Annotated in this window: 23 protein-coding genes; 7 read left to right on the top strand and 16 right to left on the bottom strand. The window is 64.5% G+C overall.

Annotation, left to right across the window (positions count from 1 at the left end; genetic code table 11):
- Positions 1-25: 25 nt before the first annotated feature.
- From phnD to phnG, 9 genes are all read right to left on the bottom strand, one after another.
- Positions 26-934, bottom strand: coding sequence for a phosphonate ABC transporter substrate-binding protein (phnD, locus tag FJ953_RS12340; protein ID WP_140500369.1), 909 nt, complete (start codon positions 932-934; stop codon positions 26-28).
- A 91-nt stretch (positions 935-1,025) separates the two neighbouring features.
- Positions 1,026-1,874 (bottom strand): phosphonate ABC transporter ATP-binding protein, encoded by an 849-nt coding sequence (gene phnC, locus FJ953_RS12335; protein WP_140558350.1) that lies wholly within the window; start codon positions 1,872-1,874, stop codon positions 1,026-1,028.
- A 259-nt stretch (positions 1,875-2,133) separates the two neighbouring features.
- Positions 2,134-2,751, bottom strand: a complete 618-nt coding sequence (locus FJ953_RS12330) for a DapH/DapD/GlmU-related protein (protein WP_140624432.1) — start codon at positions 2,749-2,751, stop codon at positions 2,134-2,136.
- The gene (phnL, locus tag FJ953_RS12325) at positions 2,748-3,455 is read right to left on the bottom strand and encodes a phosphonate C-P lyase system protein PhnL (protein WP_140624431.1); all 708 of its coding nucleotides are present in this window, start codon (positions 3,453-3,455) and stop codon (positions 2,748-2,750) included. Before phnL ends, FJ953_RS12330 begins: the two co-directional genes overlap by 4 nt.
- Before the next feature lie 64 nt (positions 3,456-3,519).
- Entirely contained in the window at positions 3,520-4,296 is a 777-nt protein-coding gene (gene phnK, locus FJ953_RS12320; RefSeq protein ID WP_056577906.1) for a phosphonate C-P lyase system protein PhnK, read from the bottom strand.
- Positions 4,293-5,258, bottom strand: a complete 966-nt coding sequence (locus tag FJ953_RS12315; RefSeq protein WP_246674786.1) for an alpha-D-ribose 1-methylphosphonate 5-phosphate C-P-lyase PhnJ — start codon at positions 5,256-5,258, stop codon at positions 4,293-4,295. The genes phnK and FJ953_RS12315 overlap by 4 nt, the downstream gene beginning before the upstream one ends.
- Positions 5,255-6,367 (bottom strand): carbon-phosphorus lyase complex subunit PhnI, encoded by a 1,113-nt coding sequence (locus FJ953_RS12310; protein WP_140584116.1) that lies wholly within the window; start codon positions 6,365-6,367, stop codon positions 5,255-5,257. The genes FJ953_RS12315 and FJ953_RS12310 overlap by 4 nt, the downstream gene beginning before the upstream one ends.
- A gap of 1 nt (position 6,368) precedes the next feature.
- Entirely contained in the window at positions 6,369-6,980 is a 612-nt protein-coding gene (gene phnH, locus FJ953_RS12305; RefSeq protein WP_140522568.1) for a phosphonate C-P lyase system protein PhnH, read from the bottom strand.
- Positions 6,980-7,441, bottom strand: a complete 462-nt coding sequence (gene phnG, locus FJ953_RS12300; RefSeq protein ID WP_140500313.1) for a phosphonate C-P lyase system protein PhnG — start codon at positions 7,439-7,441, stop codon at positions 6,980-6,982. The genes phnH and phnG overlap by 1 nt, the downstream gene beginning before the upstream one ends.
- Positions 7,442-7,557: 116 nt before the next feature.
- Here phnG and phnF point away from each other — a divergent pair, with 116 nt between their 5' ends.
- A complete protein-coding gene (gene phnF / locus FJ953_RS12295) occupies positions 7,558-8,307 on the top strand; it encodes a phosphonate metabolism transcriptional regulator PhnF (protein ID WP_140500311.1) in 750 nt (249 codons plus the stop codon).
- 120 nt (positions 8,308-8,427) lie between these two features.
- On the opposite strand, the gene FJ953_RS12290 is transcribed toward phnF, so the two are convergent.
- From FJ953_RS12290 to FJ953_RS12265, 6 genes are all read right to left on the bottom strand, one after another.
- Positions 8,428-9,447, bottom strand: coding sequence for a zinc-binding alcohol dehydrogenase family protein (locus FJ953_RS12290; RefSeq protein WP_140522564.1), 1,020 nt, complete (start codon positions 9,445-9,447; stop codon positions 8,428-8,430).
- Positions 9,448-9,508: 61 nt separating this feature from the next.
- Positions 9,509-10,477, bottom strand: coding sequence for an ABC transporter permease (locus FJ953_RS12285; RefSeq protein WP_140500307.1), 969 nt, complete (start codon positions 10,475-10,477; stop codon positions 9,509-9,511).
- Entirely contained in the window at positions 10,474-12,027 is a 1,554-nt protein-coding gene (locus FJ953_RS12280; RefSeq protein WP_140500305.1) for a sugar ABC transporter ATP-binding protein, read from the bottom strand. Before FJ953_RS12280 ends, FJ953_RS12285 begins: the two co-directional genes overlap by 4 nt.
- 62 nt (positions 12,028-12,089) lie before the next feature.
- Complete coding sequence (locus FJ953_RS12275; RefSeq protein WP_140513786.1) at positions 12,090-13,085, bottom strand: ABC transporter substrate-binding protein; 996 nt, start codon at positions 13,083-13,085, stop codon at positions 12,090-12,092.
- A 336-nt stretch (positions 13,086-13,421) separates the two neighbouring features.
- The gene (locus FJ953_RS12270) at positions 13,422-14,420 is read right to left on the bottom strand and encodes an aldo/keto reductase (RefSeq protein WP_140500301.1); all 999 of its coding nucleotides are present in this window, start codon (positions 14,418-14,420) and stop codon (positions 13,422-13,424) included.
- Positions 14,421-14,532: 112 nt separating this feature from the next.
- Entirely contained in the window at positions 14,533-16,038 is a 1,506-nt protein-coding gene (locus tag FJ953_RS12265; protein WP_140500299.1) for an altronate dehydratase family protein, read from the bottom strand.
- 253 nt (positions 16,039-16,291) lie between these two features.
- Between FJ953_RS12265 and FJ953_RS12260 the strand changes: the two genes are divergently transcribed.
- From FJ953_RS12260 to gndA, 6 genes are all read left to right on the top strand, one after another.
- Complete coding sequence (locus tag FJ953_RS12260; RefSeq protein WP_140500297.1) at positions 16,292-17,194, top strand: GntR family transcriptional regulator; 903 nt, start codon at positions 16,292-16,294, stop codon at positions 17,192-17,194.
- 138 nt (positions 17,195-17,332) lie between these two features.
- Positions 17,333-17,689, top strand: coding sequence for a DUF2946 family protein (locus FJ953_RS12255; RefSeq protein WP_140500463.1), 357 nt, complete (start codon positions 17,333-17,335; stop codon positions 17,687-17,689).
- A 102-nt stretch (positions 17,690-17,791) separates the two neighbouring features.
- Positions 17,792-18,334, top strand: coding sequence for a copper chaperone PCu(A)C (locus FJ953_RS12250; protein WP_140624430.1), 543 nt, complete (start codon positions 17,792-17,794; stop codon positions 18,332-18,334).
- Positions 18,335-18,372: 38 nt separating this feature from the next.
- The gene (locus tag FJ953_RS12245; RefSeq protein WP_140500293.1) at positions 18,373-18,891 is read left to right on the top strand and encodes a YcnI family protein; all 519 of its coding nucleotides are present in this window, start codon (positions 18,373-18,375) and stop codon (positions 18,889-18,891) included.
- A 52-nt stretch (positions 18,892-18,943) separates the two neighbouring features.
- Positions 18,944-20,578 (top strand): copper resistance CopC/CopD family protein, encoded by a 1,635-nt coding sequence (locus FJ953_RS12240; RefSeq protein ID WP_140624429.1) that lies wholly within the window; start codon positions 18,944-18,946, stop codon positions 20,576-20,578.
- A 115-nt stretch (positions 20,579-20,693) separates the two neighbouring features.
- The gene (gene gndA, locus FJ953_RS12235; protein WP_281405111.1) at positions 20,694-22,142 is read left to right on the top strand and encodes an NADP-dependent phosphogluconate dehydrogenase; all 1,449 of its coding nucleotides are present in this window, start codon (positions 20,694-20,696) and stop codon (positions 22,140-22,142) included.
- Positions 22,143-22,244: 102 nt separating this feature from the next.
- On the opposite strand, the gene FJ953_RS12230 is transcribed toward gndA, so the two are convergent.
- Entirely contained in the window at positions 22,245-23,288 is a 1,044-nt protein-coding gene (locus tag FJ953_RS12230) for a LacI family transcriptional regulator (RefSeq protein WP_140500287.1), read from the bottom strand.
- Positions 23,289-23,680: the final 392 nt, after the last annotated feature.

Raw genomic sequence — 23,680 nt, 5'->3', positions numbered from 1 at the left:
ACGCCGCCCTTCCTGACTTCTGCCTTTAGCCGCCGATGGCTGCCTTACGGGCTTCGACGATGACGTTATAGAAATCCGCCTTCACCGGAACGTAGCCGGTAAAATCACCGCCTTCGACGCCTTCGAAGCAGGCCTTGTCCTTCTTGGGCAGGTCGGTGAAGAAGGCCGCCAGCTTGGCCGTCATCTCGTCGCCGAGCGCCGTGCGCACGACCAGCGGACCGTTCGGGATCAGGCCCGAGCGCCAGACCTCGACGAAGTCGTTGGGGTCGACGGCGCCCTTGGCGACTTCCTTGTGGAAGGTGCCGGAGGTGTAGCCGTCCTTGAAGTCGCCGATGCCGGAGGAATCGTCCACGGCCACGTCGACCTTGCCGTCTCGCACGGCGAGCACATTGTTCTCATGGCCGCCATTGAACTGGGTCGAGGCGAAGAAGGTCTCGTTCGACGCGCCCGTGTCCTTCGGAATCTGCGTCAGCGGGATCAGATAGCCGGAGGTCGAATCCGGATCGGCGTAGCCGAGCTTCTTGCCCTTGGCCGACTTGATGTCGGTGATGCCGGAAGACTTCAGCGCCAGGCCGATCGAATAGTAGCCGGTCGCGCCGTCGGTCTGCTGGGTGGTGAGGATCGGGGTCACCGCCTTGGGATCCTTGAGGACGACGCTGGCATAGCCGGAAGCGCCGAGTTCGGCGAAGTCGAGCGTGCCGCCGAGAAGGCCCTGGATGACGCCGTCATAGTCGGCGGCCGGGAACAGCGAGACCTTCTCGAAGCCGAATTCGGCCTTCAGGTGATCGGCCAGGCACTGGTAGTTGCGCAGCCGATCGGTTTCGTTCTCGCCGCCGAGGATGCCGACGCGGAATTCCTTCATATCGGCGGCATGCGCCGCGCCCGTGGCCATTGCGAGCACCGAAACGGCGCTGAAAACCATCTTCCTGAACATCTGATTTTTCTCCTGTGGGTTCCGGCCCCGCGCCGGCGGCGTTGGTGATTTTGACGGGTGCCCTGACGCGGGCTGGCGATCCAGGTCGCTCTCAGTAACCAGGGAACGCGGGTTCGAGCGGTCCGGCGGATGCGGCGGTCTTTTGCTTGAAGGCAACGCTGGTGGAGGTGATGGCCTCGGAGATTTCGCCGCCATTGCTGTCGGCGCCATAGACGAGACGGACGGCCTCGCGGTTAAGCTCCTCCGGCGGTCCGTCGAACACGACCTTGCCCGCGGCCATGCCGATGATGCGGTTGCAATAGGTACGGGCGGTGTCCAGCGTGTGCAGGTTGGTGACCACGGTGATGCCTTCGCGCAAATTGATGTCCTGCAGCGAGTCCATCACCACCTTGGCGTTGAGCGGGTCGAGCGAAGCGATCGGTTCGTCGGCCAGGATCACCCGGGGCTGCTGCATCATGGCGCGGGCAATGGCGACACGCTGCTGCTGGCCGCCCGATAAGGTGCCGGCGGGCTGCAGCGCGGTACGGGCGATGTCGAGCCGCTCGAGGGCGGCGACCGCCTGCGCACATTCGGTTCGCGAGAACATGCCGAAAAGGTTCGACAGGGTCGGACGATGGTTCAGCCGGCCGAGCAGCACATTGGTCAGCACGTCGAGACGCGGCACAAGGTTGAATTGCTGGAAGATCATGGCGCAGTCGCGCTGCCAGCGCCTGAGCGGCGAACCGCGCAATTGCGAGACCTCGGCGCCGTCGAAGAAAATCGATCCATGGCTGGGATCGATGAGGCGGTTGATCATACGCAGAAGGGTCGACTTGCCGGCGCCGGAACGGCCGATAACGCCGACCATCTGACCCTGCGGGATCGAGATGCTGACATCGTTGACGGCGGTGTTCTTGCCAAATCGTCGGGTGACGCCGCGGATTTCGAGCGTGGCTGACATGGTGCGTTCCCGTCCAGTCGCGGTTGAAGGTCCTGTTGACCCTCGCTAGCGCAGCGCCATGAACCTGCGGTGTCGGATTGATGTCAGTTTTGTTACCACCCACAGCCGTGTCGTGCGCGATCAGGCCAGGACCATCAGTTCCTCGAAATGCTCCACGTCCCTGAAGCTGCGGAAGGCAGGCGGCTTGAGAAGACAGCCCCCTGTCCGAACTCTATGTAAGGGATGTGAATGGTGAGCAGCCCTATTCCATTCACCACCGTCATCCATCGTATTTTTCCAGGAAAGCTTCGGCCTCGAGCTGACGGAAATCGTCGAGTGCGGCGCGCAGCCTTGCATGGTCCCAATCCCACCAGGCCAGCGCCTGGTAGCGCTCGGCGGTGCGGCGGTCGAAGCGCTCGCGGATCGGCTTTGCCGGCACGCCGGCGACGATGGTGTAGGGAGCGACATCCTTCGATACCACCGCTCCGGCGCCGACCGCGGCGCCATCGCCGACGGTGATGCCGGGCAGGACTGTCGAGCCATGGCCAAGCCATGTGTCGTGGCCGATTGTGACGCGCCTGGCGCGGCGCTCAGCGAAAAATTCGCTCTCGTGTTCGGCATCGTCCCAATAGTCCGATGCGCGGTAGGTGAAATGGTGCAGCGTCGGTCGCCAGATCGGGTGGTTGGTGGCGTTGATGCGCACGCTTGCCGCGATGTTGGAGAATTTGCCGATCGTCGCGCACCAGACGGCGCAGTCCTGCATCATGTAGGAATAGTCGCCGAGTTCGCTTTCCGAAACCCGACAGCGGTCGGCGATTTCGGTCCAGCGGCCGAGCGTCGAATTCTGCACCTCCGCCGTCGGATGGACCAGCGGCGTCTCCGACAATTTCCTGCTCATGCGGCGAGCTTTCCCGGGGCGAAGGCGGTGACGTCGATGATGCGGTCGGCAACCGCTTCGCGCACATCATGGTCGTGGAAGATGCCGAGCAGGGCGACGCCTGCCGTTTTCTTGGCGGCGATGAGTTCGATCACCACATCGCGGTTCCTTGCGTCGAGCGAAGCGGTCGGCTCGTCGAGCAGCAGGATCGGGTGCCCGGTGATGAAGCCGCGCGCGATGTTGACGCGCTGCTGCTCGCCGCCGGAGAAGGTCGCCGGCGGCAATGCCCAGAGTTTTTCCGGCAGGTTAAGCTGCGCCAGCAGGGCGCGCGCCTTGCTTCTTGCTGCTTCGCGATCCTCACCGCGCTCTACGAGCGGCTCAGCGACGACGTCGAGCGCCGATACGCGGGGCACGGTGCGCAGGAACTGGCTGACATAGCCGATGGTCTGGCGGCGCACGGCAAGCACGGTGCGCGGGCTGGCGCTGGCAAGGTCGATCAGCCCGTCTTCGTGCGTGACGATGATCTGGCCTTCGTCGACGGCGTAATTGCCGTAGAGCATCTTCAGGATCGAGCTCTTGCCGGCCCCGGACGGGCCGCCGAGCACGGTGCATTCACCGGCGCGGATCGAGAAGGAGACACCGGCGACGACAGGCAGTTTGATGCCGTCGCGCAGATGCATGGTGAAGCTCTTGGCGACGTCGGAAACAACGAGAGGCGTCGGCATCAGAAGGTACTCCAATCGTTATTCGTTTGCGGGCAGGACAGAGGGGGGTGACTTGGCGCCATCGTCAAACCTGCAAAATGGAAGAAACAAGCAATTGCGTGTACGGCGCGCGCGGGTCGTCGAGCACGCGGTCGGTGAGGCCGCTTTCGACGACGCGGCCGTCCTTCATCACCATCATGCGCTGCGACAAAAGCCGCGCCACCGCGAGGTCATGGGTGACGACGATGGCGGCGAGGCCGAGATCGGTGACGAGGCCGCGCAAGAGATCGAGCAGGCGCGCCTGCACCGAGACGTCGAGGCCGCCTGTCGGTTCATCCATGAACACCAGCCGCGGGCCGGTGACGAGGTTGCGGGCAATCTGCAGGCGCTGGCGCATGCCGCCGGAAAAGGCGCGCGGCTCGTCGTCGATGCGGTCTTCCTCGATCTCGACGCGCGACAGCCAGTCAACGGCGGTGGCGCGGATCTTGCCGTAGTGGCGGTCGCCCACCGCCATCAGCCGCTCGCCGACATTGGCGCCGGCCGACACCGTCATGCGCAAGCCGTCGGCCGGATTCTGGTGGACAAAGCCCCAGTCGGTGCGCATCAGGAAGCGGCGTTCGGCCTCGCTCATGCGGTAGAGTTCGCGGAACTGGCCGTCACGCATGCGGTAGCTGGCGGTGCCGGAGGAGGGCAGCAGCCGCGTCGACAGGCAGTTGAGCAATGTCGTCTTGCCGGAGCCGGATTCGCCCACGACAGCCAGGACTTCGCCCGGCCACAGATCGAAGGTGACGTTGTCGCAGCCGACGCGCGAGCCGTAGAATTTGGAGAGCGCCGAAACGCGCAGCAAGGGTTCGTCGGTCATTGTATCTCCTTACCCTCCCCCTTGTGGAGAGGGTCGGCGCGCAGCGCCGGGGTGGGGGCTGCCGATGGGTCGCTACCGCCACCTTCGGCGCGACCTCCCCACAAGGGGGAGGGAGGCGTGCTGCGCCGCTTCTCGCAATGATCGGTGTCCGAGCAGACGAACATGTGGCCGCCGTGATCGTCGAGGATGACCTCATCGAGATAGACGTTCTCGGCGCCGCACAACGCGCAGGGCTGGTCGAAGGTCTGCACCTCGAACGGATGATCCTCGAAGTCGAGGCTGACCACATCAGTGAAGGGCGGCAGCGCGTAGATGCGCTTCTCGCGGCCGGCGCCGAACAGCTGCAAAGCCGGCGAGCGGTGCATCTTGGGATTGTCGAATTTCGGCGTCGGAGACGGGTCCATCACATAGCGGCCCTCGACCTTCACCGGATAGGCATAGGTGGTGGCGATGCGGCCGTGCTTGGCGATGTCCTCATAGAGCTTCACATGCATGAGGCCGTATTCCTCCAGCGCATGCATTTTGCGCGTTTCGGTCTCGCGTGGCTCGAGAAAGCGCAGGGGCTCGGGGATCGGTACCTGGTAGACCAGCACCTGGCCTGCGGCGAGTGGATATTCGGGAATGCGGTGGCGGGTCTGGATGATGCTGGCGCTGGCGGTATCGGTCGTAACCGCCACATCGGCGACCTTCTTGAAAAAGGCGCGGATCGAGACCGCATTGGTGGTGTCGTCGGCGCCCTGGTCGATGACCTTCAGCACATCGTCGGGGCCGATGATCGAAGCGGTAACCTGGACGCCGCCGGTGCCCCAGCCATAGGGCATCGGCATTTCGCGCGAGGCGAACGGCACCTGATAGCCGGGAATGGCGATGCCCTTGAGGATCGCGCGGCGGATCATCCGCTTGGTCTGTTCGTCGAGATAAGCGAAGTTGTAGCTGGCGATGTCGGTCGGTTGCGCGCTCATTCCGCGGCCTCTTTCTTCTCTTCAATCTTGCCGGGATTTTCGCGGGCGTCGTACTCGGCGCGCATGCGGCGCACGAGGTCGAGTTCGGCCTGGAAGTCGACATAATGCGGCAGCTTCAGATGTTCGACGAAGCCGGTCGCCTGGACGTTGTCGGAGTGCGAGATGACGAATTCCTCGTCCTGGGCGGCGGCGACAATGTCCTCGCCGAGTTCGCTTGCACGAAGAGCGCGGTCGCAGAGTGCCATGGCCATCGCCTTGCGCTCGCTCTGGCCGAAGACCAGCCCGTAGCCGCGTGTGAATTGCGGTGGCGCCTTGGCCGAGCCCTTGAACTGATTGACCATCTGGCATTCGGTAACGCGCGCGGTACCGAGCGGCACCGCGAAAGGCAGTTCGGGCACGTCGAGCTCCAGCTCGACCTCGCCGATGCGGATCTCGCCGACGAAGGGATGGTTGCGGGCATAGCCGCGCTGCGTGGAATAGCCGAGCGCCAGCAGGAAGCCCTCGTCGCCGCGCGACAGCGCCTGCAGGCGGATGTCGCGAGCCATCGGGAACTCCAGCGGCTCGCGGGTGATGTCGCCGGGGACATGGTCCTGCGGCATGTCTCCGTCCGGCTCGATCAGCCCATCGCGAGCGAGGATCGCCGAGACGCGCGGCATTGCCTGCGCTTCCGTCTCGCGCCGCAAGGGCGCGGCGACATCGGCGCCGGCGGCAAGCTCGGGATCGAGCAGCCGGTGCGTGTAGTCGAAGGTGGGCCCAAGCAACTGGCCGCCGGGCAGGTCCTTGTAGGTCGCCGAAACGCGGCGTTCGACCAGCATGGTGGCGGTGTCGATGGCATTTGTATAGCCAAAGCGCGGCAGCGTGGTGCGGTAGGCCCGCACCAGGAAGATCGCCTCGATCATGTCGCCGCGCGCCTGCACGATAGCGAGTGCGGCGAGTTCGCGATCGTAAAGCGAGCCTTCGCTCATCACCCGGTCGACGCCGAGCGCCAGCTGTTCGACGATCTGGTCGAGGCGCAGTGCCGGTACCGAGCGGTCACCGCGCCGACGGTCGGCGAGCAGGCTGTGGGCGTTGGCGATTGCAGCTTCGCCGCCTTTTACCGCGACATACATGCTAGGCCTCCGTCGTCTTGATGCGTGTCGTACGCGGCAGGCAGGCGAGGCTGTCATGTGCCGCCAGGATGATGTCGACGCCGCGCGGAAAGCGGTTGATGTTCTGCTTCCACTGCTCGATGAAATGACGCGGCATGAGGGCCGGCGCGATCGTCGCCGTCTTCTCGATGCCAGGACCTTCGAGCAGCAGCGGCGTGCCTGACGTGAGATCGCCGACCTGCAGGATCAATGTGGTCGAGCGGTCGGGATAGTCCTGCGTGCCTTGCGAGAAACCGTCGAGCGCCATCATCTCGGCCGGCGAGGCCACAAAGGCGAAATGCGCGTCGGCCGGGGTGTTGGCCAGCGGCGCGCCGCTGTGAAAGCCGAGCCAGGACATGACCGCTGCCGAGGCGTGCAGGGCCGGGTCCAGCCAGAGCGGCGTGTCGTTGTCGCACAATGCCAGCGCAACCGCGCCCGATATCGCCGAAAGCGGCGCCGGCGGGCGGGCCAGGGCCGGCAAGGGTTGCACGCTGCCCGGCCGCGCCATTGCGTCCATGACGGCGCGAAACACCGTCTGGGCGTTGAACACCGGATCGGCGAACCCGCCCTCGATCGATTGCGCTGCGATATCCATCAATCTTCTCCGCGAACCATGGTGAAGAAATCCACCTTCGTTGCCGCCGTTTCGGCGCGGCGCCTTTCTCGTGCCGTGGTCAAGGCAGCCCGCAGCGGCGCGAGAAGGCCCGTTTCGACCGCCTCTCGGTGGGCGGGGTCCTGCCACAGCGCGTCGGCGATGGCCGCCAGCTTCGCCTTCTGCTTGTCGCGGCCGAGCGCATAGCAATGGCCGACCTGTCCGGACGGCAGGCGCACTGTGGCGCGGGTCACGGTGGCCTCGCCGACATTGAACGGCGCGCCGCCGCCGCCGATGCGGCCGCGCATGGTAACCAGGCCGGTCTCGGGACCGCGCAGCAGTTCGGCCTCGGCAGGCAGGCCGGATTCGTTCCAGAGGCGAACGATGTCGTCGCCGCTGGACTGCGCCAGGGTTGCCATGGCCGCCTTGCGTTCGGCCTGGTCGCGCGCTTCCTGTCCTCGCATCAGCAACATCCTTGCTTCTAATTTATCTATTGATATAGACAACCATACGAATTATATCCATTACCTAACGCGAGTCCATGACGGGTGCGTGACAGGGGCCGGCCAGGGGCGAAACCGTGAACGGAAAACACGTGGCTGACGGTATCGAGCGGCGCAGCGGCGTCTCGTTGTGGCGCCAGATCGCCGACCGAATCCTGCAATCGATCGCTGCCGGCGATTTTGCCGAGAATGCCGCGCTGCCGCCGGAGGTGGCGCTGGCCGAGCGCTATGGCGTCAACCGTCACACGGTGCGCAGCGCCATCGCGGCGCTCGTGCAAGACGGGGTACTGCGGGCCGAGCAGGGGCGCGGCACTTTCGTGCTGTCGCGCAAGCGGCTGTCCTATCCGATCGGCGCGCGCACGCGATTTTCAACCGGCTTGCAGGGCCAGGCGTCGGAGCGGCATATCGTGCTGCTGGCCTCATCGGTCGAGCCCGCCAGCCGGCGCGTCGCCGAAGCCCTGGGCGTTGCCAGGGGATCGGATGTGATTCGCCTGGAGACGCGCGGCGAGGCCGATGGGAAGCCGGTGTCGCGCGCTTCCGGCTGGTTCGACGCCAGGCGCTTCGCCGGCATCGATGTGGCCATGGCCGAGACCGGGTCGATCACCGCATCGCTCAAGCGTTTCGGCATAGACGATTATCTCAGGCAATCGACGGTGCTGTCGGCGCGTCACGCCGATGCTTCCGACCTTGCCGACCTCGATCTGCAGCCGGGCGGCATCGTGCTGGTCACGATGGCCGTCAACATGACGACGGACGGCCGGCCGATCCAATTCGCCGAGGCGCGCTTCCCGGCGGAGCGGGTGGAGCTGAAACTGTCGGCGCTGTAGGGCGTGTCGGCCTTATACTAACGCTGGTACCAGACCAGCTCGGTTGTCAGCGGCTTGGCGGTTTGGGGGTCGCCCTGCGCGGGGCGTGGTCAATACGGGCCGGGTTCACGATCTGCCAGCTTATGCCCCCACCTCGATCACGGCCTTGATCAGGCCGGATTTCTCATGCGCCCAGCGGGCGAGATCACGTGGCGTGTCGGCAAGCGTGGTGCGGTGGGTGACGAGCTTGGCCAGCGGCACGGCGCCATCGCGGATCGAAGCGGCGACGTGGTCAAAGTCGGCCCTCAAGGCATTGCGGCTGCCGACAAGCGTCATCTCGCGCTTGTGGAATTCGGGGTCGGAAAAGGCGATGTCGTCCTTCACGACGCTGACCAGCACCAATGTCCCGCCATGCGCGACATGAGCGAAGGCCGACTGCACCGAGCCGGTGTTCCCGGTGGCGTCGAAGACCACGTCGAAGCCTTCGCCTGATGTCGCTTCGCTGACCAGATCGGATGCCGCGCCGCGCGACCCGTCGAGGGTCTTGAAGCCGAGTTCATTGGCGGCGAAGCCGAGCCTTTCGCTGCTCATGTCGAGCAGCGTCACGTCGAGCCCGGCGATGCGGGCGAAGATGGCGGTGCCGAGCCCGATCGGTCCGGCGCCGATGACGAGCGTCCGTGCGCCGGGATCGGCACGCGAGCGCCGCACCGCATGGGCGCCGATGGCCAGGAACTCGACGGCCGCGGCATCGGCCAACGACAGGCCGTTGGCTGGATAGAGGTTTTGTTCCGGGATAAGGATCTGTTCGCACATGGCGCCGTCGCGATGCACGCCGAGCACTTCGATCCGGACACAGCAATTGGGTTTACCGTGCCGGCAGGCGATGCATTTGCCGCACGCCAGATAGGGATTGATGATGACCGGCTCGCCCGTGGCAAGACCAACGCCTTCGCCCGCCTCGACGATGGTCCCCGACACTTCATGGCCCATGATGCGGGGGTAGGCGAGGAAGGGATGCTTGCCCTCGAAGATGTGGTAGTCGGTGCCGCAGATGCCGACATGGCTGACCGCCACCAGCGCCCAGCCGGGAGGCGGCGAGCCAGCCGCGGGACGGTCTTCCACGACAAGGTCGCCGGGCGAACGGCAGACAACGGCTTTCATGCTTCAATCCAGTCGGTTCATGGAATCGTCGGCCGATTTTCGACCCGGCCGGCGATCGATTTTACTTGCCACCTCGGCGGCGCAGGCCGTCGAAGTAGACGATGACGATGATCAACATGCCGGTGATGACGCGCTGCCAGAACGTGTTGACGTTGAGCAGGTTGGCGCCGTTGTTGATGGTGGAGAGGATGAACGAGCCGATCAGCGGCCCGTGCACCGAACCGATAGCGCCGAACAACGACGTGCCGCCGATCACCGACGAGGCGATGGCTTGCAGCTCGTAGGTGTCGCCCTGCGTCGGATTGCCGATGCCGATGCGGGACGCGAGCAGCACGCCGACGAAAGCCGCGCACAGGCCGGACAGCACATAGGCCATGTAGATCGTGCGCGGCACGTTGACGCCGGAGAGGCGCGCGGCTTCCGCGTTCGAGCCGACGGAGAAGAGATAGCGTCCCCATCGCGTGTGGTGCAGGAAGACGTAGGAGGGCAGGGCAACCACGATTACCATCCAGAACAGATAGGGGATCCCCAGCAGCGAGCCGCGCGAAAACGCCTGGAACGCGTCGCTGTTGATCGATATCGAATTGCCATTGGTCATCAGGAGACCGATGCCGCGCAGCGAGGTCATGGTCGCCAGCGTGATGATGAAGGGCGGCAGGCCCATCCTGACGATGCCGAAACCGTGGAACAGGCCGATGGCGACCCCCACCAGCAGCGTCGCCAGAACCGCGATCCAGACCGGCCAGCCGGCATTGATCAGCAGCGCGACGATGACGGTGGCGAAGCCGACGATGGCGCCGACGGAAAGGTCGATGCCGCCGGTGATGATGACGAAGGTCTGGCCGACGGCCAGGATGGCGATCAGGGAACCCTGGCGCAGCAGGTTGGTGATGTTGAGCGCCGAGGCGAAGGACGGCGTCGCGACCGCCAGGATGACCCACATCAGAAGCAGCAGGCCAAGCAGCGTCAGCCCGAACAGGGCATTGTAGTTGCGCTTCGGCTTTTCGGCAGGGATCGCCTCGGTGCTCATGTCTGTCCTCCCGTCTTTTCTTGTTTCTCGGCCAGGGCCTGGCTCAGAATGTCCTCGTGATCGGCGGTGCGGAAACCATGCGTGGCCACCAGCTTGCCGCGCCTGAACACATGCAGCGTGTCAGCCAGTTCGTAGACCTCAGGCAGATAGGACGAGATCAGGATGATGCCCGCGCCCTTGGACAACAGCACACTGAACAGCCGGTAGATCTCGGCCTTGGTGCCTACATCGACGCCGACCGTCGGCTCGTCGAAGATGAACAGTTTGGCGCCGTGCGCCAGCCACTTGCCGATGACGATCTTCTGCTGGTTGCCGCCCGACAGGCTGGAGGCCAGCGCGCCGCGCGTCGGCGTCTTGATCCTGAGGTCGGCGATCTGCCGGTCCGCCTCGGCCTTCTCCTGCGCAGACGAGATCAGCAGATTTTTCGATATGCGCTTGTAGATCGGCAGGTTGAGATTCAATGCAACCGGCAGGTTGAGGCACAGGCCCTGGTCGCGGCGGCTTTCCGGTGCCAGCGCCATGCCGAGCTTGATGGCGTCGTGCTCGGAGTTGACCTGCACCTCCTTGCCTTCCCACAACACCTGGCCGGCCGATTTGCGGTGGCGGCCGTAGAGGGTGGTGACGAATTCGCTGCGGCCGGCTCCGATCAGGCCGTAGAGCCCGACGATCTCGCCCGCGCGCACCGACAGAGAGACATTCTCGAAACCCTTGCCGGACAGGTTCCGCGCCTCGGCGATGACGGCGCCCGGCGTGAAATGCTCCTTGTGATAGATCTGCTCGATCGAGCGGTTGATCATCAGCTTGACCAGCTCCGGCTCATTGGTCTCGGCGATGTTGCGGGTGCCGACCAGCGTGCCGTCACGCAGCACCGAGACGCGGTCGGCGAGCTCGAACACCTCCTCCATGCGATGGCTGATGTAGATGATGGTGACGCCTTCACCCTTCAGGCGGCGGATCAGCGTGAACAGCTGGTCGGCCTCCTTGCGGGTGAGGTACGCGGTGGGCTCGTCGAAAATCAGGAATTTGGTGCCGCGCACGGTGGCGCGGGCGGCGGCGATCAGCTGCTGCTGGCCGATGGTGAGATCGCCGAGCACGACATGCGCCGGCAGGTCGAAGCCGAGACCGTCGATGATCTTCTGCGCTTCCCTGACCATGGCTCGCTGCTGGAGGATGCCGAAGCGCGAGTTCTCCTCGCCGAGGAACATGTTGGCGGCGACGGTCAGGTGACGGCAGAGCACGACTTCCTGGTGCACGGCGTTGATGCCGAGCGCCATGGCTTCGTGCGGCGTCGCCAGGGCAGCCGGCTTGCCTTCCCACACAACCTCTCCGGAGGTGCGCGGGATGACGCCGGTCAGGAGCTTGATCAGGGTCGATTTGCCGGCACCGTTCTCGCCGACGATGGCGTGGATCTCTCCCGCCTTGAAGGCCAGGGTCACAGGCTTCAGCGCATGCGTGCCGGGATAGCGCTTTTCCAGACCCTGCAGCTCGAGGATCGTCCTGCCGGGCTCCAGCACGGGGGCCGGATGCAGTTCCTGCGCGGTCGACGTCATGGCAATCCTCCCTGTTGTTTCCGGGGCGCAGAGGCCCCGGAAACGGTTGCGCGTGCCGATACTCAGTTGAGCTTCGGGTTGAGCAGCGCGTCGATCTTGGGATCCTTCATGTTGGCCTTGGTGACCAGGTTGGCGCCGGTGTCGACATTGGTCTCGACCTTTTCACCCTTGGAGGCGGCAAGTGCGGTCTTGATGCCGTCATAGCCCATCCGGTAGGGATCCTGGACGACGAGGGCGGAAATGACGCCATCGTTGAGGAACTTGATCAGCTTCTCGTCGCTGTCGAAGCCAACCAGCGCCAGCTTGCCGCCGAGGCTGTTTTCGGCGACAGCCTGCCCGACGCCCTGCGCCATGATCAGGTTGGAAGCGAAAATTCCCTTGAGGTTCGGATTCGCCGTGATCAGGTCGGTGGCGATGTTGAGGCCGGTGGTGGCCTGGCCGTCGGCATATTTGTCGGCGACCAGCTTCAGGCCTGGATACTTCGCCTTGAGCTGTTCGATGAAGCCCTGCTTGCGCTGTTCGAGCGAGCCGGCGCCAGGCGTGTTGGTGATCAGGGCAACGTCGCCCTCGATCTTGCCGCCATTGGCTTCGCCGATGGCCGCTGCGAGGCCGTCAGCGGCAACGCGGCCGCCCTGGACGTTGTCGGTGGTCAGGAAGGAGGTGAAGGCCTTGGAGTCGGCGCCGGAATCGATGCCGATAACCTTGACCTTGGCGGCGGCTTCGTCGATCGGCTTGCCGAGCGCCTTGAACTCGGTCGGCGAGATGACGATCGCCGCCGGATTGCTGGCGACGGCGTTTTCGAGGATCGAGATCTGGCCGTTTACGTCGGTCTCTGCCTGGGCGCCGAGCTCCGGCACGTTGACGCCGAGATCCTTGCCGGCCTTGCGGGCCCCGGCCAGGACGATCTGCCAGTAGAAGGACGTGGTGTCCTTGACGATGATCGGAATGGTCACGTCCGCCGCCGAAACCGGCGCTGAGTGCATGACGCCGGCAAGCATCGACGCGGCCGCCAGCGCCATGACTGCGCGGCGATTGAGAATGCTGGTCACGAATTTCATGGAATTCCTCCCTAGGTCGCCCGGTGAACGATATGGAAGCTCGGTTCGGATAGGCGTAGCCAAACAGAACTTTATCAATAAAAAACAGTTGCAATATTTTGATAGTGCATCGATCCGGTCGATGCAAGCGGTGTTTATGCCATCCTCGGGGCATGGCGGTCATGACCGCACTGGCGCCTTGCTCTCCCCACGCTGCCCGACGCTTCCGTTTCGCGTGACTAGCGTATGGAATATTAATTCCATAAGTTAGTCAATATAGAATGCCCGTTCCTTCTTCGGTTCGTGGGATCGTGAAGCCCCGCGGTCGCACGCCTTCGCCCGGGCGGACGGGGCACTTCATGCCAATTCCTGCACTACGGTGTAGGGGCGGTATCTGGCGTAGTCCGCCTGAGGCACGTCGACATCAAGCAGTTCGAGATTGCGGGTCAGGTTCGCCAGCTTGGCGGTGCCGGTCAGCACGGTGGCGACCGAGGATTCCTGGAGGGGGAACTGGAACGCGGCGGCAGCGAGCGGGTAACCACCTTCGGCGGCGATCCGCTCCATCGCGCCGACGCGGTCGAGCACGTCACCGCTGGCGGGCTTGTAGTCGAAATGGGCGCCCTGCACCGGTCCGGTCGCCAATATGCCGGAGTTGAACACACCGCCGATGACCAGCGAAGTCTGTCGGGCGCGGCAGAGCGGCAAAAGTTCGGCTTCGGCGCTGCGATCGAGCAAGGAATAGCGGCTGGCGAGCAGGATACAATCGAGCGGCGCGCGACGCATCACGTCGAGACATATCCGGACTTCGTTGACGCCGAGCCCGTAGGCGGAAATGACGCCGGAGTCTTTCAGTTCTTCGAGCGCCTTGAGCCCACCGTCCATCAACTGGCGAAAGTGCATCTTGGTCTTCTCGACGCCATGCGTGTACACGCCGATGTCGTGCACAAACAGGATGTCTATCCTGTTTAGACCAAGCCGCGCATAGCTGAAGTCGACCGAGCGCATGATGCCGTCATAGGAATAGTCGTAGTCGAGCGCGAAGGGCAGCGGATCGACATAGGAGTGATCGGGAACCTGATCCTCCGGAACGGGCCGGAACAGGCGCCCGACCTTGGTCGACAGCACATAGGAATCGCGCGGCTTATAGCGCAGGAAGTCGCCGAAACGCCGCTCCGACAGGCCGAAACCATAGAAGGGCGCGGTGTCGAAATAGCGCAGGCCCGCCTCCCACGCGCCTTGCAACGTTTCCATCGCCGCCTCGCGCGAACAGGCGCGGTAGAGCCCGCCGATCGCGGCACCGCCGAAGCTTACTTCGGTGACCTCGAGCGCCGTCTGGCCGATGCGGCGTTTTTCCATGCACAACCTCCCCGTTGCCCGCCATTATCCGGCGCGGCAGATTCCAAGACCTCAAGCCGCAGCATTCCAGGAAAGTTCGTGGCCACTTTCCGGACTGCGCGACTTCAAAGAGCTAGAGCGTCGCGCCGAGATGCCAGGGCACGAACTCGTTGTCGCCGTAGCCGAAATCCTCGCTCTTGGTCTTGCGGCCGGAGGCCGTCTCGACGATCAGTTCGAAGATCTCGCGGCCCATGCCGGCGATGGTCTTCTCGCCGGAGGCGATGACGCCGCAATTGACGTCCATGTCCTCTTCCATCTGATGATACATGGTCGAGTTGGTGGCGACCTTGATCGACGGCGTCGGCCGGCAGCCGAAGCAGGAGCCGCGGCCGGTGGTGAAGACGATGATGTTGGCGCCGCCCGCCACCTGGCCGGTGGCGGAAACCGGGTCATAGCCGGGCGTATCCATGAACACCAGCCCGCTGCCGGTGACCTTTTCGGCATAGCCGAAGACGCCGTTGAGCGGCGTCTGGCCGCCCTTGGCGACCGCGCCCAGCGATTTCTCCAGGATGGTGGTGAGGCCGCCGCGCTTGTTGCCGGGCGAGGGGTTGTTGTCGATCGAGGCGCCGTGCTTGGCGACGTGGTCCTCCCACCACTTGACGTAGCCGTCGAGTTTCTTGGCGATCTCGGGCGTCGCGGCGCGATAGGCGAGCAGATGTTCGGCGCCGTAGATTTCCGTCGTCTCGGAGAGAATACCGATGCCGCCGACGCCGGCGAGGATATCGACCGCGGCACCTAGAGCAGGATTGGCTGTGATGCCCGACATGCCGTCGGAGCCGCCGCATTGCAGGCCGACGACGATTTCGCTTACCGGGATGGGTTCGCGCTTGAGCTGGCCGACTTCCTCGGCGATCTCGGCCAGCACGCCCATCGCCTTTTCGACCGATTTGCGCGACCCGCCGGCATCCTGGATGTTGAAATGGCGTTTACCGGCGGCCGCACCCTTCTGGCCGTACAGCGTGAGCTGGTTGACCTCGCAGCCGAGCCCAACCATCAGCACGCCGCCGAAATTGGGATGGCGGGCATAGCCGGCCAATGTGCGGTGCAGCACCATCATGCCGTCGCCGGTGGCGCTCATGCCGCAGCCCTGGCCGTGAACGATCGGGACGAAGCCGTCAATGCCGGGATATTTTGGCAGCAGCGTGCGGTTGGCCGCGTCGGCGATGGCGTGGCAGACGGTGGCCGAACAGTTGACGCTGGCGATGATGCCGATGAAGTTGCGCGTGCCGGCGCGGCCGTCGGCGCGGCGATAACCCATGAAGGTGCGGGCGCGGTCTGCCTCGGTCGCATGCTCGGCCTCGCTTGGCGGCACCACCGGCAGGCGGCCGGCCTCGAACACCAGATTGTGCGAATGGACATGCTCGCCGGGCGCGATGTCCTGCGTGGCGCGGCCGATCGCCTGGGCATATTTGACCACGGCGGACCCGGCGGGAATCGGCTTGATCGCCACCTTGTGGCCGGGCTCGATGACGGCGGCGGCAAGCGCGCCGCCGGGCAGCGCGGTGCCGGTCTCGATGCGGCCGTTGGCGACCGCGACATTGTCGGCTGGGGACAGAAGAATTGAGTTGGAGGCGTTCACGGGCGTTTCCTGCGGTGATCCTGGGAGGCGCGGATTGACACGCGCTTGTTAAGAGTTAATGTCTTTTATCGTGAAAAAACAGTTTTGCGTCAATTGTTTTTTCCGGCAGTTCCTGTGCGGCTGGATGAGTAGCGGCGCTGCAACCGGTAAGCGAGCCCCTCGGCAAAGCGATTCCGCTATCGAGGGCGATAGGAACGTCATATTTGCGCTTCAAGCCGGCCGCCGCAAGCGCCGGCCAGCGATGGGTCAGGGCATGTCGAAGAGCAACAACGTCTACAAGGATGCCTATAACAGGTGCCTCAGGCTGCTCGACGAGACGCGCAGCCTGCCTTCGGAACCGGAGCTGGGTACGCTGCTCGGCGTCAGCCGCACCACTGTGCGCAGCATCCTTGCGCGCATGGAAGAAACCGGATTGATCGCCTGGAACAAGCGCGCCAAGACGGTGCTGCGCGAAACGCGCCCCGATGATTTCTTTCCCGAGGAAGAGACCGACACGCTGGCCGAGATCATCGAGCGGTCGTTCATGCGCAGGCTGCTCGCCGGCGGCGCCGAGGCCGGCATGCAGATCAATGAGCTCGAACTGGCGCGCGAGATCGGCGTCGGCACCACCAGCGTGCGCGAGTTCCTGATCCGCTTCTCCCGCTTCGGCCTGATCGAGAAGCGCCGCAACAGCCATTGGGTGCTGAAGGGTTTCACCCGCGCCTTCGCGCTGGAGTTGACGGAAATCCGCGAGATGTTCGAGCTGCGCTCGGCATCGGCGTTCACCGCACTGCCGCAGGACAGCGCGGTGTGGGCCGATCTCGACAATCTCGAAGAGGAACACCGCGGCCTCGCCCGTGACATCGCCACGCGCTTCAACGAATTCTCGGAGCTCGACGAGCGCTTCCATCGGCTGATCCACCGCGCCTCGCACAACCGCTTCATCGTCGATTTCTATGATGTCATCGCCATGATCTTCCATTACCACTACCAGTGGAACAAGGCGCAGGAGCGCGAGCGCAACGAAATCGCGATCGGCGAGCATCTGGCCTATATCGCGGCGCTCAAATCACGCGACCTGGGCAAGGTCGATGCCGCCTGCCGCAAGCATTTGAAGTCGGCGCGCCAGACGCTGCTGACCTCGATCCCCGAGAGCCGGCACCCACAGAGGCCCTGATCGCGCCGCGTTGCCGCAGCACCGATTTGCCGATTTTCCGTCTCTTGCTGCCGTGGTAGACATCTTCCGGTGATCGCTTGAAGATGCAGATGGTTTGAACAGGCAAGTCATTTGACCAAAAAGGGGAGACGGTGGAGCATTCCGGTCGCGCTTGTCGCGGCCTACCTGCTGCTGCTTCAGTCGACGCTGAGCGCATTCGCCTTCGCCACCGGACCGGCCGCCTCGCAAATCGACGCCTTCGGCAACGTCATCTGCACCCACGAGGGCACTGCCCAGCTTCCCGATGGCGGCCCGCATCCGTCGCATCTGCCGGCATGCTGCATGCTGGGCTGCAGCATGGTTTCAGCGGCCTTTGCGCCGCCACCCGATGCCGGGCTTGCGCTGGCCTCGCTTTCGTTCGAAGCCGTCGTTTTCATCTTTCCGGCGGCCACGCATCTCAATTTCGCGCGCCAGCGGTCGCCGTCGAACCCGCGCGCGCCGCCGCTTTCGGCCTGAGCCTGCTGTACGCCCGGCGGAACCTTCCGCCGGTGCTTTCATCCAAAGAACGAATCGTTCGCGACCGGCCAACGGCGCGATCCCCTATTCATGGAGCAAACCATGTCCCAAGCTTTTCATATCGCGGCGCCTCCTTCGGGCGGCCGCACCAAATTCCCGCGCCGTTTCAATGAACGTGTCGGCCTTGCCGTGCTGGCGTTTGTGCTGTTGTTCTTCGGTGCCCAGGCCGTCTGCGCGCATGAATTCAAGGCCGGCGATCTCGAGATCGAGCATCCCTGGTCGCGCGCGACACCCACAGGCGCCAAGGTGGCCGGCGGCTATTTCACCATCACCAACAAGGGCAATGCACCCGACCGGCTGCTGTCGATTTCCTCCGACGTCTCCGAAAAAGCAGAGCTGCATGAAATGGGCGTCAAGGACGGCGTCATGACCATGCGGCCGGTGACGGGCGGCCTGGAAATCCCGGCCGGCGGCAAGGTGGCGCTAGCACCCGGCGGCTATCACCTGATGTTCATCGGCCTGAAGCGGCAATCCAAGCAGGGCGAAGAATTCGCAGCCACGCTGACCTTCGAAAAGGCTGGCGCCGTCAACGTCGAGTTCGCTGTCGAAGGCATGGGCGGTGGCATGGACGACCACGCCAATTGACCGCGCCATCCACAACTATTGAATTCAGAGGGACCATCATGAACAAGTATCTTCTGTCGGCCGGCGCGCTTCTGGCGCTGGGGACCAGTGCCGCCTTTGCGCATGTCACGCTCGAAACACAGGAAGCGGCGGTCGGTTCGACCTACAAGGCCATCCTGCGGGTGCCGCATGGCTGTGACGGCAAGGCGACGACCGCCGTGCGCGTGCAGATCCCGGAAGGGGTGATCGCGGTGAAGCCGATGCCGAAGCCCGGCTGGACGCTGCAGACCAAGAAGGGCAAGTACGAGAAATCCTACCAGCTCTACGGCCAGGCGGTGGCCGACGGCGTCAAGGAGGTCGATTGGAGCGGCGGCAATCTGCCAGACGAATTCTACGACGAGTTCGTCTTCCGTGCGATGCTGACGGCAGACCTCCCGGCGGGTCAGAAACTCTATTTCCCGGTGGTGCAGGAGTGCGATGGCGCCGCCGACCGCTGGATCGAAATCCCGGCGGCCGGGCAGGACGAAGACGCCCTGGAGAACCCCGCGCCCGGCATCGAGCTCACGCCGAAAAAGTAAGCTCTCGCGGTGCGCTCCATTGTCCGGAGCGCGCCGCATTTATGGCAATGACATGACGGTGATATTCCCTTCCAGGACGGTTCGCGCGACCGGCAAGCTCATCGGCCGAGCTGCCATAGGGCTGCTGACCTTGGCCATGCTGATTGCCGTGGCCACGACAAATCAGGCCTTTGCGCACGCCGCGCTGATCAAGACCGATCCGGCCGACGGCGCCGTGCTGTCGCAGGCCCCGGCGCAATTCGCGCTGACTTTCAGCGAACCGGTCTCGCCACTGGTGCTGACGCTGGTGAAGCCCGACGGCACGCCCGTTCCGCTGACGTCCTTCCGCCTCAGCGACCAGACCGTCGTGATCGACGATCCGCAGGCACTTGGATCGGGCACGCATGTGCTGAGCTGGCGAGTGATTTCCGCCGACGGTCATCCGGTCGGCGGCTCTCTGCTGTTTTCCATCGGCGCGGCGAGCCAGCCGCCGGCTGTTTCCGAAGCCGTCGACTGGCAATTGCGCTCGGCGATCTGGATCGGCAAGGTCTGCCTCTATATCGGCCTATTCCTCGGGGTCGGCGGCGCCTTCGCTCTCGCCTGGCTGGCGCGGGGTGGCCGCGCCGGACAGCGCTTCGTCGCCGCCGCAATCCTGTGCGGGCTGGTCGCGGCAACCCTGTCGCTTGGCTTTCAAGGGCTGGATGCGCTCGGCGCGCCGCTCTCGCATATGGCGCAGCCGGCCATCTGGACCGCCGGTCTCGGCACCAGCTTCGGCTGGACGGTGTTGATCGCGTTGATCGCGCTGGGGCTCGGCCTTTTGTCGCTGGCCGGACCGCGCGCGGCCGCCAGGCCCCTCGCGCTCGTCGGCCTGGCCGGAACGGGCCTCGCGCTCGCCGCCAGCGGCCACGCAAGTGCCGCCGAGCCACAATGGCTGACGCGGCCGATGGTGTTCCTGCACGGCGCCGGCATTGCCTTCTGGGCCGGTGCGCTGGCGCCGCTCGGACTCGCGCTAAAACGGCAGGATGCCGAAGCCGTCACGTTCCTTCGCCGGTTCTCCGCCGCTATCATGCCGGTGGTGGCCTTGCTCGCCGCCGCGGGCGTGGTGCTGGCCGTCATCCAGGTGCAAACACCCGCAGCGCTGGTCAACACCGCCTATGGCCGGCTGCTGCTGGTCAAGCTTGCGCTGCTGGTCTTCCTGTTCACGCTCGCCGCCGTCAACCGCTGGAGATTGACGGCAATGGCCGAGGCGGGGGCGACGGAAGTGCGGCGCAGGCTCACCCGTTCGATCGGCGTCGAAATACTGATCGTGCTCGCCATCTTCGGTGTTGCCGCCGGCTGGCGCTTCACGCCGCCGCCACGGGCGCTGGCGATTGCCGCGGCGCAGCCGGTGTCGGTTCATATCCACGCGCTGAAGGCGATGGCGGACCTTAGCATCACGCCCGGCCATGCCGGGCCGGTCGCCGCCTCGATGATCATCATGACCGGCGATTTCGGGCCGCTCGACGCCAAGGAGGTGACGCTGGTGCTGTCGAAGCCGGACTCCGGCATCGAGCCGCTGAAGCGGGCGGCGACAAAGTCCGATGACGGCAGCTGGCGTGTCGACGATCTCGTCATCCCGGTTCCTGGCCGGTGGATGGCGCGCATCGACATACTGGTCTCCGACTTCGAGATGGTGAAGATCGAGGCGCTTGTGGACATCAGGCCGTGATGGCTGTCCAACACAATGCGGCGAGGCGGTTGACGCGAGCCTGAAGGCCCGTCAATCATCCCCGACAGAATGCATCTTGGCGAAACCCGGGCAATCGCGGGCTCGAACAAACAAGATCCGAAAGCAGGGAAGAAACATGGAAAAAGCCGAAATCGGCCTGATCGGCCTTGGCACGATGGGCTCCAACCTGGCGCTCAACATCGCCGAGCACGGGCACCGCATCGCTGTGTTCAATCGCACCAAGGCGCGCACGGATGCCTTTGTCGAGAATGCCGGCGCGCTCAGGGATATGGTTGTCCCCTGCTACAGCCTGGAAGAACTCGCCGCCGCGATCCGGCCGCCGCGTCCGATCATCATCATGGTGCTGGCCGGCAAGCCGGTCGATGAACAGATCGCCGCATTGCGCGGCGTGCTGTCCCATAACGACATCGTCATCGATGCCGGCAACGCCAATTTCCGCGACACGATGCGGCGCTTTTCCGAGCTGGCGGGCTCCGGCCTCACCTTCATCGGCATGGGCGTGTCCGGCGGCGAGGAGGGTGCGCGCCACGGGCCGTCGATCATGGTCGGCGGCACCGAGGAGTCCTGGAGCCGCGTCGAGAAGGTGCTGACGGCAATCTCCGCCAAGTTCAAGGACGAGCCATGCGCGGCCTGGCTCGGCACCGACGGCGCCGGCCATTTCGTCAAGACCATCCACAACGGCATCGAATATGCCGACATGCAGATGATCGGCGAGATCTACGGCATCCTGCGCGATGGCCTGGGCATGGCGCCGAAGGAGATCGGCGCCGTATTCGCCGGCTGGAACAAGGGCCGGCTCAACTCCTACCTGATCGAGATCACCGCCAAGGTGCTGGCGTCAGATGATCCCAAGACCGGCAAGCCGGTGGTCGACATCATCCTCGACCGCGCCGGCCAGAAGGGCACCGGCAAATGGTCGGTTATCGAGGCACAGCAACTCGGCATTCCGGCGACCGCCATCGAGGCGGCGGTGGCGGCACGCGTCCTGTCATCGATCAAGGACGAGCGGCTTGCGGCGGAAAAAGCCTATGGCAACATCGGCGTCACCAGGATTTCGGGCGACAAGGCAGACCTGCTCAAGGATCTGGAACTGGCGCTGTTCGCCGGCAAGATATCAGCCTACGCGCAAGGCTTCGCCGTGATGAGCGGCGCTTCGAAGGCGTTCAACTGGAACCTGCCGATGCCGACCATCGCCAAGATCTGGCGTGCCGGCTGCATCATCCGATCGCAGATGCTCGACACCATGGCCGAAGCCTTCGGCCGCGGCGGCGCTTCGACCAATCTCCTGATGGCGCCGGCCTTCATCACCATGATGCAGGAGGCGCATCCGTCACTGCGGCGCGTCGTGGCCAGGGCTTCCGAAGCCGGATCGCCGGTGCCGGCGCTGTCTTCGGCCCTTGCCTATTTCGACAGCTATCGCCAGGGCCGCGGGACCTCGAACCTGATCCAGGCACAGCGTGATTTCTTCGGTGCGCATGGCTTCGAGCGTATCGATGACAAGGGCGCCTTCCATGGACCCTGGGGGAGCGGCGCCGCCGGCTAGCGGTTCAGCGTTTCGCGGAACGGCGTACCGCTCTATCTCTTTGTTTTTTGGGCAATGCCTTAGGAAAGCTACGCGGGAATTGCTCTGGCGGCGGGGCTTCAATCAGCCGCGATAGGCCACAACTTCGCCCGGCGCGCTGAGCGACTGCAGCGAGCCGGGCGCCGCGCCGCCGATCCAGCCGAGCACGGCGCGGGCTAGCTCGGAGCCGGCCAGCCGGAAGTTCTCGTTGACGATCAGCAGTTCCCGGCGGAACAGATGCAGCAGTTCCGACGACTGCTTCGACACCACGTCGATGTCGCGGCCGAGTTTCAACCCGGCGTCCTCGATGCCGGCAACAATGGCAAGCGTGGCGGCCGCGGCGCTGCTGACGATGCCGTCCGGCCTGATGTCGCGCCGCATCAGCTGCGCGGTCCTCATCCTGATCTGCTCGATCGAGTGGTCGATCGAAACGGTGTTGAACGGCACCTCCGAGGCGCCGACTTCGCTCAGCGCGTCGGCAAAGCCGTTCACGGTGTGGCCGTGATAGGTCAGGCCGACCGGCGGCGTCACCAGAGCCAGCCGACGCCGGCCCAAGCCGGCCAGATGGCGCACCGCCTCGGCCGCGAAGGCGTAATTGTCGAAATCATGATAGGGGTGCACGAGCCCCATATCGGTGCGGCCGTGCGTTGCAAAGGGTATGCCGCGCTCCAGCATGTAGCGGGCCCTTGGATCGTTGGGCTGGGTGCGCGAAATGATGACGCCATCGGCGGAGCCGGTCTCCACCAGATAACGCACCGGATCCAGCGGATCCTGCGAGCGCGAGTAGGGCGTGACGATCAGATGGTAGGGCGTATCGGCGATGACTTCGGTGACGCCGTAGATGATGTCTGAGACAAAGCTCATGATCTCGTGCTCGGTGTTGAGCACGAGGCTGATGACGTTGGTCTTGCCGGTTCGCAGGCGCACGCCGGCGCGGTTCGGCCGGTAACCGATCTGCTTGGCCACGAGTTGGACGCGGCGCCTGGTCTCGGCGCCGATCTCCGGCGCGTCCTTCAGCGCCCGCGACACGGTGGTGACGCCGAGCCCGGTCATGAAGGCAAGCGTCTTCAGCGTCGGCCGCTCCCTGGCCGACGTCTCGTCATCGCTGTCCGTGCGCCGTCTGTCCATTCGTCCCGCCCCGTCAGGCGCTTAGCAGCCGCCGGCCAGGCCGGCAATCGCCGCCGTCGCTCCCATGGCGCGTCTCCTTAGCTGAACAAGCCTATACTGAAACGTTACAGATTGTCACGACCGGTGTTCGACCAGGCTGTGGCCGAGTCGAAAGTCCGCATGGGCTCGCCGCCGAAAAGCGTTGGGAATCAGCAGGAAAGGCATTGGGAGCAAGCTTCTTGCGAGCTTTCTGTCTTGCCATGTGGGATTTTGCGTATTGCGCTGCACAACGGGCTCCATCCCGAAAGGATTTTGTTCGCGGCTCGAAAAATATCGAACTGACTTTCAAGGGAAGGGTTGCGCATATCTTGCAATTGCCGTATCGAAAAATCTGTAACGTTTCAGATTCTGGG

The organism is Mesorhizobium sp. B2-3-6 (assembly GCF_006442305.1).
In the GTDB taxonomy this organism is placed as follows: Bacteria; Pseudomonadota; Alphaproteobacteria; order Rhizobiales; family Rhizobiaceae; genus Mesorhizobium.
The sequence above is the reverse complement of the archived record's forward strand: the minus strand, read 5'-3'. Positions and strand labels throughout refer to the sequence as shown.

Coding starts and splice junctions, on each gene's coding strand:
- phnD (WP_140500369.1), bottom strand. CDS start 934: ATGTTCAGGAAGATGGTTTTCAGCGCCGTTTCGGTGCTCGCAATGGCC.
- phnC (WP_140558350.1), bottom strand. CDS start 1,874: ATGTCAGCCACGCTCGAAATCCGCGGCGTCACCCGACGATTTGGCAAG.
- FJ953_RS12330 (WP_140624432.1), bottom strand. CDS start 2,751: ATGAGCAGGAAATTGTCGGAGACGCCGCTGGTCCATCCGACGGCGGAG.
- phnL (WP_140624431.1), bottom strand. CDS start 3,455: ATGCCGACGCCTCTCGTTGTTTCCGACGTCGCCAAGAGCTTCACCATG.
- phnK (WP_056577906.1), bottom strand. CDS start 4,296: ATGACCGACGAACCCTTGCTGCGCGTTTCGGCGCTCTCCAAATTCTAC.
- FJ953_RS12315 (WP_246674786.1), bottom strand. CDS start 5,258: ATGAGCGCGCAACCGACCGACATCGCCAGCTACAACTTCGCTTATCTC.
- FJ953_RS12310 (WP_140584116.1), bottom strand. CDS start 6,367: ATGTATGTCGCGGTAAAAGGCGGCGAAGCTGCAATCGCCAACGCCCAC.
- phnH (WP_140522568.1), bottom strand. CDS start 6,980: ATGGATATCGCAGCGCAATCGATCGAGGGCGGGTTCGCCGATCCGGTG.
- phnG (WP_140500313.1), bottom strand. CDS start 7,441: ATGCGAGGACAGGAAGCGCGCGACCAGGCCGAACGCAAGGCGGCCATG.
- FJ953_RS12290 (WP_140522564.1), bottom strand. CDS start 9,447: ATGAAAGCCGTTGTCTGCCGTTCGCCCGGCGACCTTGTCGTGGAAGAC.
- FJ953_RS12285 (WP_140500307.1), bottom strand. CDS start 10,477: ATGAGCACCGAGGCGATCCCTGCCGAAAAGCCGAAGCGCAACTACAAT.
- FJ953_RS12280 (WP_140500305.1), bottom strand. CDS start 12,027: ATGACGTCGACCGCGCAGGAACTGCATCCGGCCCCCGTGCTGGAGCCC.
- FJ953_RS12275 (WP_140513786.1), bottom strand. CDS start 13,085: ATGAAATTCGTGACCAGCATTCTCAATCGCCGCGCAGTCATGGCGCTG.
- FJ953_RS12270 (WP_140500301.1), bottom strand. CDS start 14,420: ATGGAAAAACGCCGCATCGGCCAGACGGCGCTCGAGGTCACCGAAGTA.
- FJ953_RS12260 (WP_140500297.1), top strand. CDS start 16,292: ATGTCGAAGAGCAACAACGTCTACAAGGATGCCTATAACAGGTGCCTC.
- FJ953_RS12250 (WP_140624430.1), top strand. CDS start 17,792: ATGTCCCAAGCTTTTCATATCGCGGCGCCTCCTTCGGGCGGCCGCACC.
- FJ953_RS12245 (WP_140500293.1), top strand. CDS start 18,373: ATGAACAAGTATCTTCTGTCGGCCGGCGCGCTTCTGGCGCTGGGGACC.
- FJ953_RS12240 (WP_140624429.1), top strand. CDS start 18,944: ATGACGGTGATATTCCCTTCCAGGACGGTTCGCGCGACCGGCAAGCTC.
- FJ953_RS12230 (WP_140500287.1), bottom strand. CDS start 23,288: ATGGACAGACGGCGCACGGACAGCGATGACGAGACGTCGGCCAGGGAG.